Source organism: Flammeovirga agarivorans (assembly GCF_012641475.1).
GTDB classification, from domain to species: Bacteria; Bacteroidota; Bacteroidia; order Cytophagales; family Flammeovirgaceae; genus Flammeovirga; species Flammeovirga agarivorans.
Genome location: NZ_JABAIL010000001.1, coordinates 512,873 through 529,829, shown reverse-complemented (window position 1 = coordinate 529,829; position 16,957 = coordinate 512,873). Strand labels below are relative to the sequence as shown.

Here is a 16,957-nt window from a genome sequence, read left to right as displayed (position 1 = left end):
CCTCTTCATATAAATCGTTAGTCTTTAATAAAACGGATGAAAAAAAGCGGATCAAAAAAGAAAAAGAGTACACCAAAAGTATCACAAGCAGACCTTAAGGTTGGCATCATTACAAAGTCTACTGGGTTATGGTACTCTATTGAAGATCGCGATACTCATAAGTTTTACAAAGGTAGATTAAGAGGTAAACTGAAATTAAAAGGTTTAAAAGTAACTAACCCCGTTGCTGTAGGAGATTATGTTCACTATTCTCTTGAAGATGAAGTAGAAAACACTGTTATTATCCATGAAATATTGGATCGTAAAAACATTATTTTACGTCAGTCTACAAGAAAAAAATGGCATGGGCATATCATTGCAGCAAATATCGATCAAGCAATATTAATTGCAACTTTAGCACTTCCAAAAACCTCGCTAGGCTTTATTGACCGCTTTTTGGTAGCTGCTGAATCATACAATGTGCCTACTTACATTGTCTTTAACAAAGATGATTTATTAGAAGACGAGGACCGCGAATACTTAGAGTACCTCAAACAAATTTACGAACCACTAGGATATAAGTGTCTGCGTATTTCAGTATTAGAGGACAAGAACCTCGATGAATTAACTGAAATTATCGAAGGTAAAACATCACTTTTAGTAGGACACTCAGGTGTCGGTAAGTCGACTCTTCTGAATAAGTTGGCATCAAATGTGCAACAAAAAACAGACGAGATATCTTTATTTGCAATGAAAGGTAAACACACGACTACTTTTGCCGAAATGTTTGAATTAGAAAAACATGACGGGCATTTAATTGATACTCCTGGAATTAAAGAATTAGGTATTATGAGCATTGAGGAAAATGAAATCGGACACTTTTTTCCGGAAATCAGAGAAGCAATGCATGATTGTAAATATCACAATTGCACCCATACTCATGAACCAAACTGTAATGTAAGACTACTTGTTGATGAAGGAAAAATAGCTACATCACGATATTTAAGCTATTTAAGTATGTTAGAGGGCGACGACAACAGAAAATAAGTACACTTTTATGTGTATTTTTGACATAAAAACCTTATTTTTATTAAGCTTACGTCCGCGCTATAAACTATTAGTTATTCCCTACTCGACTATCATTTATTTACTAAACCATGAGAGAAATACTTGTTGAAAAAATTATCCCTAAAAAATCATCGTTGATAGAATTTCTAATCTACGATAAACAAGAACATAATTTGCAAGTTTCCTATAAAAGAGGAAAACATGCGGGAAAAGTAATTACATATAAAAACTTTCCTCAAGATTCGTTTGATTTAGTGATCACTTCGAAATCTCAAGGAAGGGCTTTATTGCGTGAATTGAAAAGATACAAAAAGGAACAAGCATCGTTCTTCAGTTTCTTCACAAACCTATTTTCAAACAATAAAAAAGTTCCTTATTAGAATTTATATTTTTACTCCTAATACTGTGATATCGTCTATCTGCTCTGCAGAGGATTTCCACATTACAAGATAATCTTGTAACCATTTTCTTTGACCTTCCATAGATTGGTCAATGGCTACTTCTTCTAACAATTTTCTAAACTTCACAATCCCAATACGTTTTTTCTCATTATTGAATTGGTCGTAATAGCCATTTGATGTCAGGTACAATTGTGTTCCATATGGCATGATAAAGGTATGTTCAATAAACCCTTTTTGTTTTACATGATTGGGTTCGTTACCTATTGCCCTACGGGTTCCTTTTACCTCGTGGAATTCATTGTTTTCAAAATAGAATAGCGGTCTTTTGGCACCCGCGAAGCATAGATTTACATTTTCTTTGAATTTCTCAATTCTTAAGATCATAATATCCATACCTACCAATGTTGGATCTTCGCTAGACTTTTCACTGAGTTTATCATCTAACTCTTCTAAGATCTCATTGGTTCTTTTTCTAGGAGAATCGATAATTTGACCTAATGATTCCATACCGATCAAAGCTTGTATAGCTCCAGGCATACCATGACCAATACAGTCTGATAATACTAAATACAACACATTCTCATCAAAAGATTTCACCCAATAGAAATCGCCAGACACCACTTCTTTAGGCTTAAAGATCAAGAATGAGTCATTAAAAAATGTATTTAGCTTTTCTGCAGACGGTAATACAACAGACTGCAATGATTTAGCATATTGTAAACGTTCATGAGTGATATTTCTTTGGTATTGAAGCTTATCGTTGACCTTCTTAAACCTGTCTACTTGCTTCTTTAATATCAATTCTCTGTTAGATAAAATTTTATTCTGACTTTCGATTTGTTTGGTTCTTTCCTTTACAATTTGTTCCAGTACTTCCTTATCATATTGTACTTTTTCATCGTAAAGTTTAAAAGCAACAAAACCGATTCCTCCTAATAAAGAAATCAGCCCTAAAATCCCATAAACTGTTTTATACCATTTTTCTGTTACGTTGAAATGGAACTTTGAAGGTTCACTCCAATCATATCCACCAATTTGCTTTGCCTTTACTTCTAGATCATACTCTCCAATATCTAATCCAGAGATGATATGCTTGTTATTCCAACCAATATCCAACCAATCACCGTTATTATATCGGTACTGGTATTGAATAAGATTACCTGGGTAAGACAAACTGGCAAATTGAAAATCGATATAAGAAGAAGAAGATATTTCAGGGTTTTCTTTTCCTAGAAACATAAAAATAGCGTTACCGATATAAGTAAACACAGGTTTAGGTGTTGCCTTTAATTTTATCTGTTTATCAGAGATTCCCAAACCTGAAGCTGTACCTGCCCAAATTTGTCCATTCTTTCGAATGAATAACGTACGATAACTCATCGTTTTACTAGGTAAACCTGCTAATTCATCAAAAATTAGATAATCTGTCCAATTCTGCAGACGAACGATCCCTCTGGCATTAGAAATCCAAAGTACATCATTGTAATTAGGGTCTGTTGTGATCGCTTTCACTTCACCCACAGGTAAATTTTCAGGTTCAATTAATATTAATGTATCCTTCACTACTTTTGCAATACCAAAATTAGTAGCCAATACAAACTGATCCTTATCTACAATAATATCGTTTACACCAACATCAATATTTTTATCGAACAGCAAAGGGTAGCTTACATTTTTAAAACGATCAATCCTTGGTTTATATCTAAAAAGGTAGCCTTCATCACTATTACCACCTGCGTAAAGTTCTCCATCAATCACTCGTAAAATATTAATTTTACTTTCTACCCCCTTCTCTCTTCCATAACTTATTGGTTCCTTATTTTTATTTAGGCGATAAACTCCTGCATGATCCTGTAGGTACCAAATTTCATCATTAAATTCCAAAAAGCTATAAATCGCACCGCCTTCAAAAGAACTATCTATAATATCCACTAACTTATGTTGACTATTATACACGAGTAAAAAACCAATATTCGTTGAAAACCAATATTTTCCTTTTACTTTCTGAATTCTAAGAACAATTCCATAATTAGAAGGAACCTCTATTTCTGATTCTACCTGATCATCCTTACAGAAATATACTTTACGACCATCAGAAAAAACCATTTGTCCGTCCATTTCCTGAATATCTTGTATATAGTTTGCAGTCAGATCACTAAATGGAGCCTCGAAGTATTGTTCCCTCAAAAGTATCATCCCATTATCTGTAGACAACCAAACTTCTCCACTAGGATCTACATAAACAGAAGAGATTACTTTTTGATCGACCAAATCAACTTTAGTATAAGTAAGCTTTTTGGTAGATGAATTAATCAAATACAACCCTTTATTCCATGTACTGGCCAACCATTCATTATTTGACAATGGGGTTACCCAAGAAGGTGCAAATTCATTAATTAGAACCTTCTGTGATAATATTTCATCTCCAGACTTATTTAATTGTAATGCTAAAAAGCCCGACTGTGTTGAAACATAGATTATACCATCATCAAAAAAAGCATGGTTTACTCTATCCAATTCAGATAATAACATCACCTCTTCAAATTCGTAAGTCCTTTTGTTAAGATGATAGATATACCCCGCCTCAGAAAGCACATACAATCCTAAGATATTATCCTCTATAATGGAAAATGATCTTTGGAAATTTGTAGGAATATCTTTTTCAAAAAACTGGTATCTTTTCTTAACAGCTAACGAAGAGTCTAATTGTACTATAGAGTGATTGTCTGCTATCCAAATATCCTTTGAAATACTTTCATAAATATACTTTGGATACCATAACAAAGAGTCAGATGCATAAACATCACCTTTCAATATTGTTTCTACTGTTGGTTGATATGCAGTGGTGTTTATTTTAAAAACGCCCAGATCAGAAGAGGCTAATGTAACTCCCGTAGAGGTGGTAAATATGTGCTTGATATACTCACTTGGAATATTTTCATTGATTTGAAGGAATTCTTTTCCATCAAAACGAATCACACCGCCATCAGTAGCAGCCCATACAAAACCAAGACTATCTTTGGTAATAGACTTCACCAAAGGGTTCTGCATTCCTTTTAGTTCGTTATATTCCACTTTATGCCATTGACCAAAAGTAGACACCTTTGGACCTACAAAAAAGAGTAGCAAAAAAAATTGAATTAGTAGCTTTGAACTAAAAATTTTTGGCAACTTTTGGATAATCATTTAATAAAATCTGGTTCTTGAGAAATAGTTCAATGAAAAAAATTAAGCAAACATTTACTTAAATCATAATAAATCATAGACTTAATTCACTTTATATATAAGAGACCTTTTTACATGCAAATTTTTACCTAAAAAGCAATATTGTTTTTGATATATTCTATCACTTATTTTGTAGGGTAGGATGACAAAGTATGTATGAGAATATTTAATAACCTAAACAGTTTATTGTAAGACATATTTTATTAATCTAAAGGATTTCTACTCCTTAATTATTTGTCTATAATCAATTAAAAAACAGACATATACATCTTGTATTAATAATATTATCTCCTTATATTATTACAAGGTTTGATTTTGAAAAATAGATAAACAAAACTAGAAAAATACCAGTACCCTTGTGTATCGGCAGTGTGTGTTGATATACTATAACATTTCTAAAAAATGATGACATATAAATTCGCCTTGAATGACAGCTTTCTTGACAAGTACAAAACAGTACGTCCGCCGTTTGGATTCAACGGTTTGGGTGAACTAGTTTACATGCGTACTTATTCTCGCCTTAAAGATGACGGAACTAACGAGGTATGGTGGGAAACTGTTAAGCGTGTTGTTGAAGGTACTTATACAATCCAAAAAAATCACATCCTTAAGTACCAATTAGGATGGGATGACAATAAAGCACAGCTCTCTGCTCAAGAAATGTACGACCGAATGTTCAATATGAAATTCTTACCTCCAGGTCGTGGTCTATGGGCAATGGGTTCGGAACTAACTACCAAAAGAAATCTTTTTGCTGCATTAAACAACTGTTCATTTGTTAGTACAGAAACAATGGCAGAGGATCCAACAAAACCATTTGAGTTTTTAATGGATATGTCAATGCTAGGTGTTGGTGTTGGTTTTGATACTAAAGGAGCAGGTACTGTAACAATTTATCAACCAAGCAGCGAAGACAAGGTTACTTACGTAATTCCAGATTCTCGTGAAGGTTGGGTAAACAGTACAGGAATGTTACTTGACTCATTTTTCCACGCAGGAAGAGTGAACGTAGAATTTGATTATTCTAAGATTAGAGAAGCAGGTTTACCGATCAAAGGATTCGGAGGTATGTCATCTGGACCTGGTCCTTTAATGAAACTTCATGATCAAATCAGAACTATGTTTACAGGTAGACCAGAAGGTGCTACAATCACTGTAACTGATATTGTAGATATCATGAACATGATCGGTTGTTGTGTAGTTGCTGGTAACGTTCGTAGATCTGCAGAGATTGTATTTGGTAATCCTGATGATGAAGAATACTTAAAACTAAAAGACTACCGTTGGAATCCTGAAACTCAACAAATGGAAGGATCTTCAGCACACCGTTCTGAATACGGATGGTCTTCTAACAACTCTGTATTCTCTACTGTCGGTATGGATTACGGTAAAGTAGCAAATCAAACTGCTGTAAATGGTGAGCCGGGTTATATCTGGTTAGACAACATGCGTAAGTTTGGTCGTATGGGTGATGCTCCAGACAACAAAGACAACAGATCTATGGGTACTAACCCTTGTGCTGAGCAAACACTAGAATCTTACGAACTTTGCTGTTTAGTAGAAACATTCCCTACTAGAGCTACATCTAAAGAAGATTATTTAAGAACTCTTAAGTTCGCTTATTTATATGCTAAAACGGTAACATTAACGAATACTCACTGGCCTGAAACCAACAGGGTATTATTAAGAAACCGTCGTATTGGCACATCAATGTCTGGTATTGCTCAGTTTGTTGAAAAACATGGTATCGATACTTTCAGACAATGGTGTGATGAAGGATACAAAACTATTCAAAATTGGGATACAATTTATGCTGAGTGGTTATGTGTTACTCCATCAGTAAAAACTACTTCTGTAAAACCTTCAGGTACTGTATCATTACTTCCAGGTGTAACACCAGGTATGCACTACCCAGAAAGTAATCACTACATCAGACGTATTCGTTTGTCGAAAAAATCACCTCTTATTGAGAAGTGTATCGCAGCAAATTACCACGTTGAACCATCAGTTTCAGAGTCTGATACAATGGTAGTTTCAATCCCGGTAGAGATTCCAAACGTAAGAACTGTCAACCAAGTAGGTATTTGGGAACAAGTACACCTTGCTGCATTCTTACAACGCTATTGGGCAGATAACCAAGTTTCAGTAACTGTAACTTTCAAGAAGGATGAAGCAAATCAGATTGAGCCAATCTTAAATTACTTCCAATACCACTTGAAATCTATCTCATTCTTACCAAAATTAGAATTAGGTAACACAGTATATCCTCAGATGCCTTACGAAGAAATCTCACAAGATAAGTATGAGGAGCTAGCCAAACATATTAAACCATTGAACTTCGATGAGATGGGTCAAGGTCAAGATGTTGAAGCTGAGAAATTCTGTGACGGTGACCACTGTCAACTGTAATGACAAACTAAGAAGGGGCTAGCCTTTCTTTCAAAATACAAAAGCCTATCACATACTTATTTGTTGTGATAGGCTTTTTCCGTTTTTAGTTAATATTATCTGTTATATATAGGAACTATAGGTACTAATCTATTTAGAATATCATAACAATACACTCCTAGAAATCCACCTATAGCGTCCGCAAAAAAGTCAAACACATCTCCTTCTCTAGCATCTAACAGCAAGCCTTGTAAAACTTCAGTAGCCGCTCCCCAAACCAATACTATACTTAATACGGTTAGAATAATCTTTTTCTTATTCCTATTGAGGATAGATGACCCACAAAAAGAAAACATAAGGCAAGCTGTAAATATTCCAAAAATCCCAAAGTGAGCCACTTTATCAAAATGAGGGATCTTTGAAAAAAAATTATCCGGATCCACAGGTGCAACAGTCAACAACAACTTGATTGTCATTGCAAACCAAATAATTGATGGCAGGAAGAATAAAATATCTTTTAGTATTCCGTTCTTGTTTTCTATTTTCGTCATTACAAATTTTGTATAATCATATCAAGCCGCAAAAATATGCGTTCTATCCCATTATATATCACCCTTCTATTGTGTTTTTTCAGTTTTTCTGAAGTAGCTGCTCAAAAGAGTAAAAAACTAAGAGGAAAAGACCAATTAGCCATTATCACTTCTGATTATGGAGAAATTGTATTATTACTTTCTGATAAAACCCCTGAGCATAAAAAGAATTTTCTAAAACTTGCTCAAGAAGGCTTTTATAATGGCACAACATTCCATAGAGTTTTAAAAGGATTTATGATACAAGGTGGTGACCCTAACACTAGATCCGATGGAGACTCCACACGTATTGGCATTGGAAATCCTGGCTATACTATCAATAGTGAGTTTACAGACGAGCTAGTACATGATTATGGCGCTGTTGGTGCTGCCCGACAAAATGATGAAATCAACCCAAGTAAATCTTCGAGTGGCTCCCAATTCTATATTGTTGAGGCCAAAGAGGGCGCACATCATTTAGATGGCAGTTATACCGTTTTTGGAAGAGTTATCAAAGGAATGGATGTTGTAGAAAAGATTGCTGATTTAGAGATCGATGATGACGGAGAACCCCTAAATAGATATGAAATAAACATAAAAGTTGTTAAACAAAAGAAGAAGGATATAGCTAAAACTTTTGATTTAGATAACTTTTAGAGACTATTTGCAAAAAAAAGTCATTTTAACGCGTTATCGTAACAAGTTTTAGGTTAACGGAATTATTTTTTATCACTTTTCTAATTAAATTTGCCTTGGTCAAAATTGATATGTTGATAAAAATGTCATTATGATTTATTAAAATCATATCGTTTATTTTGATTATAAATAGTATTTAGTTCGCAGCAAGATTACAACAAACTCTTAGAGAAATGACAAAAACAAAAATACTTACACTTTTAATGATCCCAGTGGTACTTTTCCTGGGTTATTCATTATACCACAGTGTTTTTGACACAATTAAAGAATCTGAAGAAATCCGTGTTTCTGAGAAAAACGTGATTAGAAGCTTAAAAATGATTCGTGATGCTGAAACAGCATACTTCCAACGATACAAAGAATATACAGCTTCTTGGGATACTTTAGCAATGTTCATTGATAACGATTCATTGTACAACGTATCTAAAAAGGAAATTATCCAAGCTCGTACTAAGGATGATCCTTTATATTATACTCGTACTGACTCTGTTCGTATCGAATATGACACAATCGATGCAATCCAAGTTAGAGAGAAAATTTTCCCAGTGGAGGATTTCGGTACTTTTAGTGCTGCTAAATTGAAATTAATCCCTGGTAAAAATGGAAAAGAATTTGAACTTTCTGCCGATAAAATTAAGAAGGGTAACGCTACTGTAGCTGTTATCGAAGTAGTAGATAGATTCCCTCGTGATAAACAACGTAAAGAATCAAATGCATCTCCTACAAGAAGACTTCTTAAGTTTGGTTCATTAAGTGAAGCTACAACTTCAGGTAACTGGGAATAAAATTGGAAGATCTGCTATTTGAATCAGTCAGATACTCCGTACATTCAGACAGCTTTGATGTTGCTCAACTTGCTGATTACAGCTTGCATTTGAGAATACATCAAAGCTGTTTGGCTATTGGGGTATATGATGCCGAAAACAATGAGTGCCTTGCTCTGGAATCATATATCTATGATCCTGCACTCAATACTACTGCTCTAATTGTCAATCTGCATAATATTGTGCAGAAACACTCTTTCTTGAATGCTGCGTTTTGGAAAAACGTACATATCATCTCTGCCTTACCAACATTCGCCTATTTACCATCAGGTATTTCAGACAATGAAGCTGGAGAAAATGCATTAACACTGACTTCTAAGTTTAATAAAAAGAAAGACCGTGTTTATAACCACTCTACTCCTTTTGATGCCAACATTACGTTTGCAGTACCTATCGAGTTAGAAGAATGGTTAAAAGAAATGTATAGCAACTCTGAAATCACTTATAATCATAGCTCAGAAAGTTTTATGATTGAAGCAATTGAAAAAGATAACAATGCTATACACTGTTATATTGACAGTAATACGCTTCAGGTGATTAAATGTAAGGAGGACAATAGCATTGAATTTGCGAACACCTTCAAATACAAAACACCTCAAGATTTATTATACTTCGTACTTTTTGTTATTGATGAACTGAAATTGTCAGCCAAAGATGTTCCCTTATATATTTGGGGGGAGATCAAAAATGATGATGAGTCGATCAAAACTTTAAGACAATTTATTAGTAAAGTACATTTAGGTACTAGACCATCAGATGTTCGTTTTGCTTACCAATTTGATCAAGAACCTGAAGAATATTCAGCAGTTGACATTATTGGTAATATGAAATTAAATCGATGAAAAGAATAGCTTTTTTCCCTGGAACTTTTGACCCTTTCACAAAAGGGCATGAAGATATTGCACTTCGAGGTGCTCAACTTTTTGATGAAATCATCATTGGCATAGGTCACAACTCTAAAAAGAAGAGATTTTTCCCTGCCGAAAAAATGAAAGATCTAATTGAAGAACACTTCAGTGATAACCCTCAAATAAAAGTTATACTTTACCAAGATCTTACCGCTAAGGTTGCTAAAGACTTAGGTGCCCATGTATTACTTAGAGGTCTTCGTAATACAACAGACTTTGAATATGAAAATAGTATTGCTCAAGCCAATAGACACATTAATGGCTTAGACACTATTTTTATTTACACTTCTCCTGAATACTCACATCTAAGTTCGTCCATTATCAGAGAACTGCATAAATTTGGACATGATGTAGGAGAATTTGTTCCTTTTGAGCTTAAAAACGACGAGGAGTAACAATGATTACTTTCTCTATCAAATTTTATATTAACAGCATTTTTCCACATAAATTTCATGGGAAAGGTGCTGTTAAATGATTAAATGCTAAATTGCATTCAGGCTAGGTTGCCGAACCTATCGACAGATAGTATAAATATATAGATTATGGGATGTCAATCGTGTTCAACGGTGGCGTGTGGAGTGCCGACAGGCTGTGGAAGCAATGGTGATTGCCGCTCGGGCGGATGTAGTAAACTAAACGCTTTTGATTGGCTTGGCGACATGGATTTGCCGTCATCGCAACGTTTTAATATAGTAGAAATAAAATTCAAAGGTGGTAGAAAAGGTTATTTCAAAAATGACCAACACCTTGAAATATATACTGGAGACCCTCTTGTTGTAGATACTGGAAACGGTCATCATATTGGTCATGTTAGTTTACAAGGAGACCTTGTACATCTACAAATGATCAAAAAAGGAATTGAAGACGACGAAAACATCTTATCAATTCTTCGCCATGCTACTCCAAAAGACTTGGAAAAGTTAGCTATGGTAAAAAATAGAGAGATACCTACTCTCTATAAAACTCGTGAAATCATTCAGGACTTAAATCTTGATATGAAATTGTCTGATGTTGATTTTCAAGCAGACAATTCTAAAGCTACATTTTACTATTCTGCAGATGACAGAGTCGATTTCCGTCAACTGATTAAAGTATTGGCCAGCGAGTTTAAAATCCGAGTAGAAATGCGTCAGATTTCTTTACGTCAGGAAGCCAGCCGTTTAGGTGGTATTGGTTCTTGTGGTAGAGAATTATGTTGCTCTACATGGCTAACTGAATTTAAGAGTGTTTCTACATCAGCAGCTAGGTATCAAAACCTATCATTGAACCCTAGTAAGTTATCTGGGCAATGTGGACGTTTGAAATGTTGTCTAAACTACGAGTTAGAAACATACATTGATGCATTGGTAGATATTCCAATGATTGATAAAAATCTTCAAACTCAAAAAGGTGAAGCACAACTTCAAAAAGTAGATATTTTCCGTAAGCGTATGTGGTTTAGTTTCCAAGGTGAAACTACATGGCATGTCATCTCTACAGAGCGTGTAGATGAAGTCACTAAGATGAACGCTAAAGGGAAATTCCCTGAAACTTTAGAAGAGGACAATGTAGATAAATCACTTGCTTTACAAGAACAGAAATTAAGTTCTATTCTTGACAAGCAACCTATCTCTCCTAAAAAATCACGCAACAAGAAAAAAGGCGGTGATCAAAAAGGAGGAAAACAACAACCTCAACAAAAAGACAACAGGAAAAAACAGGGACCAAAAAATCAACCTGCTAACAAAAAAGGTGGACAACCACAAAACAAGGGACCTAAGGTTCCTCAACCACAAAAGCAGCAGGCTAAAAATGGACCTAAAAAGGGAAACAACCCTTCTGCCAAAAACAATCCGAATCAGAAGTCAAGCCAACAGAAACAAAATCAAGGGGCAACTCCTGAAGGAAAGAAACAGCAGAATACAAACCCTAAGAATGCTCCTAAAAAAGAAGGACAAAAGCGTTCTTTCAAACCAAATTTCAAAGGAAAAAGACGTAAAAGACCTAACAATAATGACTAAGCTGAATCATTTATTTCAATTTGTTTGTAGCCTTTTCGTTGCCTCGTTGTTATTCTCTTGTGATGCCAATAGGGTAAATGAAGAATATGTAGATTACAATCAAGAGATTTGGCCGGTAGATTCTATCGCTTCCTTTCAATTTGATATTGAAGACAAAAGTCAAGCATACAACTTGATCGCTTATGTTAGAAATACTGAGAATTATCCTTTTCAGAATATCTATCTAAAGTATCAATTAACCTCTGCAGATTCATTGGCTGCTGATACCTTAATCGCTAATAAAATGTCGGACTTTCAGCTGTTTGAAGTGAAGACGGGCGAACCTTTTGGAGAAGTAGAAAACTCTTTAGGCAATAGTAGTACTGGTGCAGTTTATAATCATCCTCTGCTATTAAAAAAGAAAATGAAATTCCCTGAAGAAGGAAGTTATCAATTGAATATAAGTCACTATATGAGACCTGATTCACTAGAAGGAATTATGGGAATAGGTTATCGTATTGAGATTGCAGAATAAATAAAAAAGGAGAGTACAATTAGTGTACTCTCCTTTTTTATTTCTAAGTATATGGAGATTGGAAATCAAACATATCCTTGTATTTATCTTGCCTTCTTAATACATGCTCGATAGACTCAGTGACTATCTCTCCCATATTCTCACACTTAAGGAACCTAGAACTTTTGTAATGATCTGACAGGTCTTGTCGAAGAGACATCACATTTTCTTTTGGAGCAATAATGTCTTTACGCATCGTCTTTAGAATGTCTTTTGCTCTATGTCTAAAGCCCATCACCCTTGTCGCAATCATAAAACGTTCCTCGGCTTGATACTGTCGTACAGACTCCCAAGAGATTTTACCCATCATCAGTTTTAATATAGAGTTGTTCTGACGATAGAATTGAGGCATGTATATATTTCTTCTTCCCTCATAACTTTGCTGATCAAAGTCAATTGGTCGGATTCTATAGTTAATTTCATCAAAATCCGGCACCATTAAAACTACCCAGTTCGAAGAGTGCATGTCTCCTAGTAGTTGTACAAAACAACGTTCGTTGAACTTAACAAATTCTTTCGTTAAACGGGTTTTATTTTGATGACCATCCTCCAAGTAGCTATTGATAAACATATCTCCTGGTATACCTGGAATATGCTCTTCAATAAGCGTTTGATCAGTAACTAGGTAACTTACTTTATTTGGAGAAAGTATATCTTCTAACTCTAATCCGTAAATACGTGATGCATCCGCTACTTTCACATAAAAGTAGTCGAAGTTATCATTTATACGGTTAACTACTCTAATTCTAAAAGGCTTAGTATTACCATACGTACACATGTCTACCCTATCAATAAAAAGGTGTTCCATGACTGTAAGGTTACCATCTGCTCTTAATGAAGCATATAATTTTTTCAGTGTTTTATACAGCTCCTCCATGTCTTCTTGAGCGTAGAATACTGTAATCCACAGTGTATCTTCTCCATTGGAATCGTATAATGGAATTGCACTATTAAAACGACATAGATCTTCGTATTTGATATTTACAGGAGACACCCTATCATATTGATCTAAGAAGTATTCTAGAGGTTCAGTTACTGGATATGGAACCTTTTTCTTACTGATTAATGCCATATATTTCGCTTTGAATAAAGCAGATAAAAGTTATTCTTTTTCAATTTTTGATACCTTAAAAGTACGGATTTTTTAATCCTTATAAAATCAGATTTCTATGGAAATAATGAATGAAATCTAATAATCTCAGAATTGACAACATCTTTCTTGATAGTCTTTTTTTAGTAATGCATCTTTGCGTTTCATTCATTCCATAAATATGTCAACAGTTCCCTACGAAATTATAGAAATGGAAGAAGCAGAATACAGAAACCATCCTGCTTTAGCCAATACAGATATTAAAAATGCTCAATTATTACTATTGGGTAAACAACCACATACTCCTAAAAAAGCATTAAGGGAAGGAACGATGTTGCATGCCGCAATACTTGAACCTCATGTATGGGAACAAATGGGTAAAAGAGTTCCAGACAAACAAGCATCACGAATTGATAGAATCGCTAAAACGGCACTAAATTATCCGTTGCTTTCAGAGCTTCTAGAACATCCTAAAGTACAAATTGAAAAATGTGTATTTTGGAAAGACCCCATCACAGGACTTGAATGTAAAGCCAAGCCCGATTTATTTATTGAAGGCGAAGTTGTCGTAGATTTAAAAACGACTTCAAGAACATGGAGAGATGCTTTTGAAAAGCAAGTTTTAAGAAATGATTTCGATCGACAAATCGCTTTTTACAATATCCCACTTGAAGCACCAATTGCAAGAGTTATTGGCGTAAGTAAAGTTTCTAAAGGTAGATTATTCCGATTGGAATGGGAAAAAGATGATCCCTATTTAAAAGCTGGAAAAGAAAAAGCTGATATTTTATTAAAGAAATTAGCTGACACACCTGAATTGATCGAACAAGCGATAAACCTTAGATCATTTAAAAAGAGAATCTAATAGGTGGGCTCCACATGGATTAAAACATCAATGATATTGGGGATTTCACTCATTATCTCATGCTTCAATTCATGAGCAATCTCATGGCCTTTTTTTACTGTAAACCTTGGGTTGACTCTAATATGTAGGTCAATACTATAAAACATACCTGATTTTCTCACCAAGCATTTTTCCATATTGTCTATTTGCTTGTTGCGTTTAGCAATCTGACCAATATGGTCTATCACACTATTGTAGATTTGTTTGTCCAATAGTTCATCCACAGCTGGCTTAATTAACCTATAACTATTCCATAAAATAAACGCTGCTGCAAACAATGCTGCATAGCTATCAGCATGATGGAAACTTTCTCCAAAGTACAATGATATGGAGATACCTATAAAAGCAGTTAGTGACGTTACTGCATCTGCTCTATGATGCCAAGCATCTGCTTTTAATGAAGTACTTTGAGTTTTCTTCGCTTTCCTCATCACCCACTGAAAAGACAATTCTTTCCAAAGAATAATAGGACCTATAACAAATAACGTCCACTTTTCAGGTACCATTACTTCTGGCGATACTATATTTTCGATACTATTATACCCAATAAAGCAACCAGAAAAAACCAATAGTAAACCAATAAAAATGGTCATCACAGGTTCTATTTTCCCATAACCATAAGGGTGTTTTACGTCAGGGCTTTTCTGAGCATATTGTACACCAAACAATACGATAATAGAAGAAACAATATCAGTTGTTGATTCTATAGCATCGGCAATCAAAGCATAGGAATGCCCTAAAACTCCAGCTGTACCTTTAATCCCTGCCAAAAGCGTATTACCGATAATGCTAAACATACTCGCTTTTAATGTCTCCTTTTTTTTATCTATTTTCTTTTCCATAAGTATGATTTAGCTTCCTGTAAATTGAAGAATGAGAATCAAAACATTGAGAAAGATGACAACAGATGCAAAGAAATAAAGTGCATATTTTTCGAGTCCTTTATTGATGAATTTACCCATCACCTTTTTTGAGGAAGTTAGGTATATCAATAAGATTATTGTGATAGGTAACTGAAAGCTTAACATCATCTGCGAATAGATCAAAGCCTGAAAAGGGTCTCCTATAAAAAAGATTAGAATTACTCCTCCAAGTATGGTAATAAGAATCCCAATTCTTGAATCTTTATCATTACTATCATAAGATTTTTGATACAGTCCAGAATAAATAGTACCACCTGCCATACCTGCAGTCACAGAAGAAGAAACCCCTGCTAATAATAAGGCGACAGCAAAAATGATTGAAGATGCTTTACCGGCTATAGGTTCCAATAACTTTTCTGCTTGTACCAAATCGGTGACTTCAACATGATTGTAGAAAGCCGCCGCTGCAACAATAATCATAGCAGAGTTAATCACCCAACCGATAACCATGGTAAGCATCGTATCTTTAAACTCCGATTTTAGTTTCTTTTTGATGACAACCTCAGATTGATCGAAATAATGCTGTTGCTGTATAATATCAGAATGTAAAAACATATTATGAGGCATCACAACAGCACCAAGTAAGCCTAATATCAAAATACCGGAACCCATTGGTATTGTTGGAAGAACAGAAGAAACTGCAGACGCTGTCCAATCCACATCGACCAAATTCAATTCTACAATAAATCCAAACCCTATGATCGAAACCATGCCCACAATCCATATTTCTACTTTTTCATAAGATCTACCAAATAGAGCGGTAATCACTAGAATACCTGTCATCACTGCTCCTGCTTTGATGGGTATATCAAACAACATCTGTAAGGCTATCGCTCCACCTAAAAGCTCTGCCAAAGCAGTACAAATTGCTGCTCCAATTGCTGAAATTATCCAAATTTGTTTCCATGGCTTACGAATATATTTACCTATAGATTCAGATAAACAATAACCACTTGCAATACCCAAATGAGCCGAATTATGCTGGAAAACAATCAACATTATTGTGGACAATGTAATTACCCATAATAAGGAATAACCATATGTACTACCCGCTTCTACATTTGTTGCCCAGTTTCCTGGATCAATAAAACCGACTGTTACAAGCAGACCAGCGCCAACGTACTTTAATTTATTTTTTAATTTATTCATAGTGAACAGATTGAATCACTCCTTTTAGATTGATAATAGCTTTTATATACGAGGTAATTGAATATACTCTCTATAAATAAATGATTGAAAAATATAAAAAATGAAGTGCTTTTATTTATAGTGAAAGTTTATTGATAGTTATGCTCACTAAAAGGTATGTCTTTAATCAAAAAATCTTTACATTAGTTGATAGTTATTTGGTTACAGGAGAATAACCTATCTTTGTAACTTACAAATTAATGATTTAACCCTATCATCATAAAACTTAATCTAATCTGTA

15 protein-coding genes are annotated in these 16,957 nt (G+C 34.5%); 10 read left to right on the top strand and 5 right to left on the bottom strand.

The features are described 5' to 3' along the window. Positions 1 to 36: 36 nt before the first annotated feature. Positions 37 to 1,026 (top strand): ribosome small subunit-dependent GTPase A, encoded by a 990-nt coding sequence (gene rsgA / locus HGP29_RS02215; protein WP_168880680.1) that lies wholly within the window; start codon positions 37 to 39, stop codon positions 1,024 to 1,026. 110 nt (positions 1,027 to 1,136) lie between these two features. Then, entirely contained in the window at positions 1,137 to 1,427 is a 291-nt protein-coding gene (locus HGP29_RS02210; RefSeq protein ID WP_168880679.1) for a KTSC domain-containing protein, read from the top strand. 3 nt (positions 1,428 to 1,430) lie between these two features. Here the strand turns inward: HGP29_RS02210 and HGP29_RS02205 are convergent, their stop codons facing one another. Then, positions 1,431 to 4,577 (bottom strand): SpoIIE family protein phosphatase, encoded by a 3,147-nt coding sequence (locus tag HGP29_RS02205; protein ID WP_168880678.1) that lies wholly within the window; start codon positions 4,575 to 4,577, stop codon positions 1,431 to 1,433. A 498-nt stretch (positions 4,578 to 5,075) separates the two neighbouring features. Between HGP29_RS02205 and HGP29_RS02200 the strand changes: the two genes are divergently transcribed. Then, positions 5,076 to 7,082, top strand: coding sequence for a glycyl radical enzyme family protein (locus tag HGP29_RS02200; protein WP_168880677.1), 2,007 nt, complete (start codon positions 5,076 to 5,078; stop codon positions 7,080 to 7,082). Between the two features lie 95 nt (positions 7,083 to 7,177). Here the strand turns inward: HGP29_RS02200 and HGP29_RS02195 are convergent, their stop codons facing one another. Beyond that, positions 7,178 to 7,612, bottom strand: a complete 435-nt coding sequence (locus HGP29_RS02195; RefSeq protein WP_168880676.1) for a VanZ family protein — start codon at positions 7,610 to 7,612, stop codon at positions 7,178 to 7,180. Between the two features lie 36 nt (positions 7,613 to 7,648). Between HGP29_RS02195 and HGP29_RS02190 the strand changes: the two genes are divergently transcribed. The 6 genes from HGP29_RS02190 (at position 7,649) to HGP29_RS02165 (ending at position 12,572) form a co-directional block, all read left to right on the top strand. Further along, positions 7,649 to 8,287 carry a peptidylprolyl isomerase gene (locus HGP29_RS02190; RefSeq protein WP_168880675.1) on the top strand — a complete coding sequence of 213 codons (639 nt, stop codon included), beginning with the start codon at positions 7,649 to 7,651 and terminating at the stop codon, positions 8,285 to 8,287. A gap of 212 nt (positions 8,288 to 8,499) precedes the next feature. After that, the gene (locus tag HGP29_RS02185; protein ID WP_168880674.1) at positions 8,500 to 9,111 is read left to right on the top strand and encodes a hypothetical protein; all 612 of its coding nucleotides are present in this window, start codon (positions 8,500 to 8,502) and stop codon (positions 9,109 to 9,111) included. A gap of 2 nt (positions 9,112 to 9,113) precedes the next feature. Further along, entirely contained in the window at positions 9,114 to 9,992 is an 879-nt protein-coding gene (locus HGP29_RS02180) for a DUF3822 family protein (protein ID WP_168880673.1), read from the top strand. Continuing rightward, positions 9,989 to 10,453 carry a pantetheine-phosphate adenylyltransferase gene (gene coaD / locus HGP29_RS02175; protein WP_168880672.1) on the top strand — a complete coding sequence of 155 codons (465 nt, stop codon included), beginning with the start codon at positions 9,989 to 9,991 and terminating at the stop codon, positions 10,451 to 10,453. The genes HGP29_RS02180 and coaD overlap by 4 nt, the downstream gene beginning before the upstream one ends. 147 nt (positions 10,454 to 10,600) lie before the next feature. Further along, positions 10,601 to 12,058 carry a PSP1 domain-containing protein gene (gene ricT, locus HGP29_RS02170; protein ID WP_168880671.1) on the top strand — a complete coding sequence of 486 codons (1,458 nt, stop codon included), beginning with the start codon at positions 10,601 to 10,603 and terminating at the stop codon, positions 12,056 to 12,058. Beyond that, complete coding sequence (locus tag HGP29_RS02165) at positions 12,051 to 12,572, top strand: gliding motility lipoprotein GldH (RefSeq protein ID WP_168880670.1); 522 nt, start codon at positions 12,051 to 12,053, stop codon at positions 12,570 to 12,572. The genes ricT and HGP29_RS02165 overlap by 8 nt, the downstream gene beginning before the upstream one ends. Before the next feature lie 43 nt (positions 12,573 to 12,615). Here the strand turns inward: HGP29_RS02165 and HGP29_RS02160 are convergent, their stop codons facing one another. Beyond that, entirely contained in the window at positions 12,616 to 13,683 is a 1,068-nt protein-coding gene (locus tag HGP29_RS02160; RefSeq protein ID WP_168880669.1) for a hypothetical protein, read from the bottom strand. Between the two features lie 199 nt (positions 13,684 to 13,882). Between HGP29_RS02160 and HGP29_RS02155 the strand changes: the two genes are divergently transcribed. Then, positions 13,883 to 14,566, top strand: coding sequence for a PD-(D/E)XK nuclease-like domain-containing protein (locus HGP29_RS02155; RefSeq protein WP_168880668.1), 684 nt, complete (start codon positions 13,883 to 13,885; stop codon positions 14,564 to 14,566). Here the strand turns inward: HGP29_RS02155 and HGP29_RS02150 are convergent. Both HGP29_RS02150 and HGP29_RS02145 read right to left on the bottom strand, forming a co-directional pair. Beyond that, positions 14,563 to 15,447, bottom strand: coding sequence for a cation diffusion facilitator family transporter (locus HGP29_RS02150; RefSeq protein ID WP_168880667.1), 885 nt, complete (start codon positions 15,445 to 15,447; stop codon positions 14,563 to 14,565). The two genes, HGP29_RS02155 and HGP29_RS02150, sit on opposite strands and share 4 nt — an antisense overlap. Before the next feature lie 9 nt (positions 15,448 to 15,456). Then, positions 15,457 to 16,677 carry an Nramp family divalent metal transporter gene (locus HGP29_RS02145; RefSeq protein WP_168880666.1) on the bottom strand — a complete coding sequence of 407 codons (1,221 nt, stop codon included), beginning with the start codon at positions 16,675 to 16,677 and terminating at the stop codon, positions 15,457 to 15,459. Positions 16,678 to 16,957: the final 280 nt, after the last annotated feature.

Excerpts from the sequence above, each read along its gene's own strand:
- HGP29_RS02160 (WP_168880669.1), bottom strand. The coding sequence starts at position 13,683 with ATGGCATTAATCAGTAAGAAAAAGGTTCCATATCCAGTAACTGAACCT.
- HGP29_RS02210 (WP_168880679.1), top strand. The coding sequence starts at position 1,137 with ATGAGAGAAATACTTGTTGAAAAAATTATCCCTAAAAAATCATCGTTG.
- HGP29_RS02150 (WP_168880667.1), bottom strand. The coding sequence starts at position 15,447 with ATGGAAAAGAAAATAGATAAAAAAAAGGAGACATTAAAAGCGAGTATG.
- HGP29_RS02145 (WP_168880666.1), bottom strand. The coding sequence starts at position 16,677 with ATGAATAAATTAAAAAATAAATTAAAGTACGTTGGCGCTGGTCTGCTT.
- HGP29_RS02195 (WP_168880676.1), bottom strand. The coding sequence starts at position 7,612 with ATGACGAAAATAGAAAACAAGAACGGAATACTAAAAGATATTTTATTC.
- HGP29_RS02190 (WP_168880675.1), top strand. The coding sequence starts at position 7,649 with ATGCGTTCTATCCCATTATATATCACCCTTCTATTGTGTTTTTTCAGT.
- ricT (WP_168880671.1), top strand. The coding sequence starts at position 10,601 with ATGGGATGTCAATCGTGTTCAACGGTGGCGTGTGGAGTGCCGACAGGC.
- rsgA (WP_168880680.1), top strand. The coding sequence starts at position 37 with ATGAAAAAAAGCGGATCAAAAAAGAAAAAGAGTACACCAAAAGTATCA.
- HGP29_RS02185 (WP_168880674.1), top strand. The coding sequence starts at position 8,500 with ATGACAAAAACAAAAATACTTACACTTTTAATGATCCCAGTGGTACTT.
- coaD (WP_168880672.1), top strand. The coding sequence starts at position 9,989 with ATGAAAAGAATAGCTTTTTTCCCTGGAACTTTTGACCCTTTCACAAAA.
- HGP29_RS02155 (WP_168880668.1), top strand. The coding sequence starts at position 13,883 with ATGTCAACAGTTCCCTACGAAATTATAGAAATGGAAGAAGCAGAATAC.
- HGP29_RS02200 (WP_168880677.1), top strand. The coding sequence starts at position 5,076 with ATGATGACATATAAATTCGCCTTGAATGACAGCTTTCTTGACAAGTAC.
- HGP29_RS02165 (WP_168880670.1), top strand. The coding sequence starts at position 12,051 with ATGACTAAGCTGAATCATTTATTTCAATTTGTTTGTAGCCTTTTCGTT.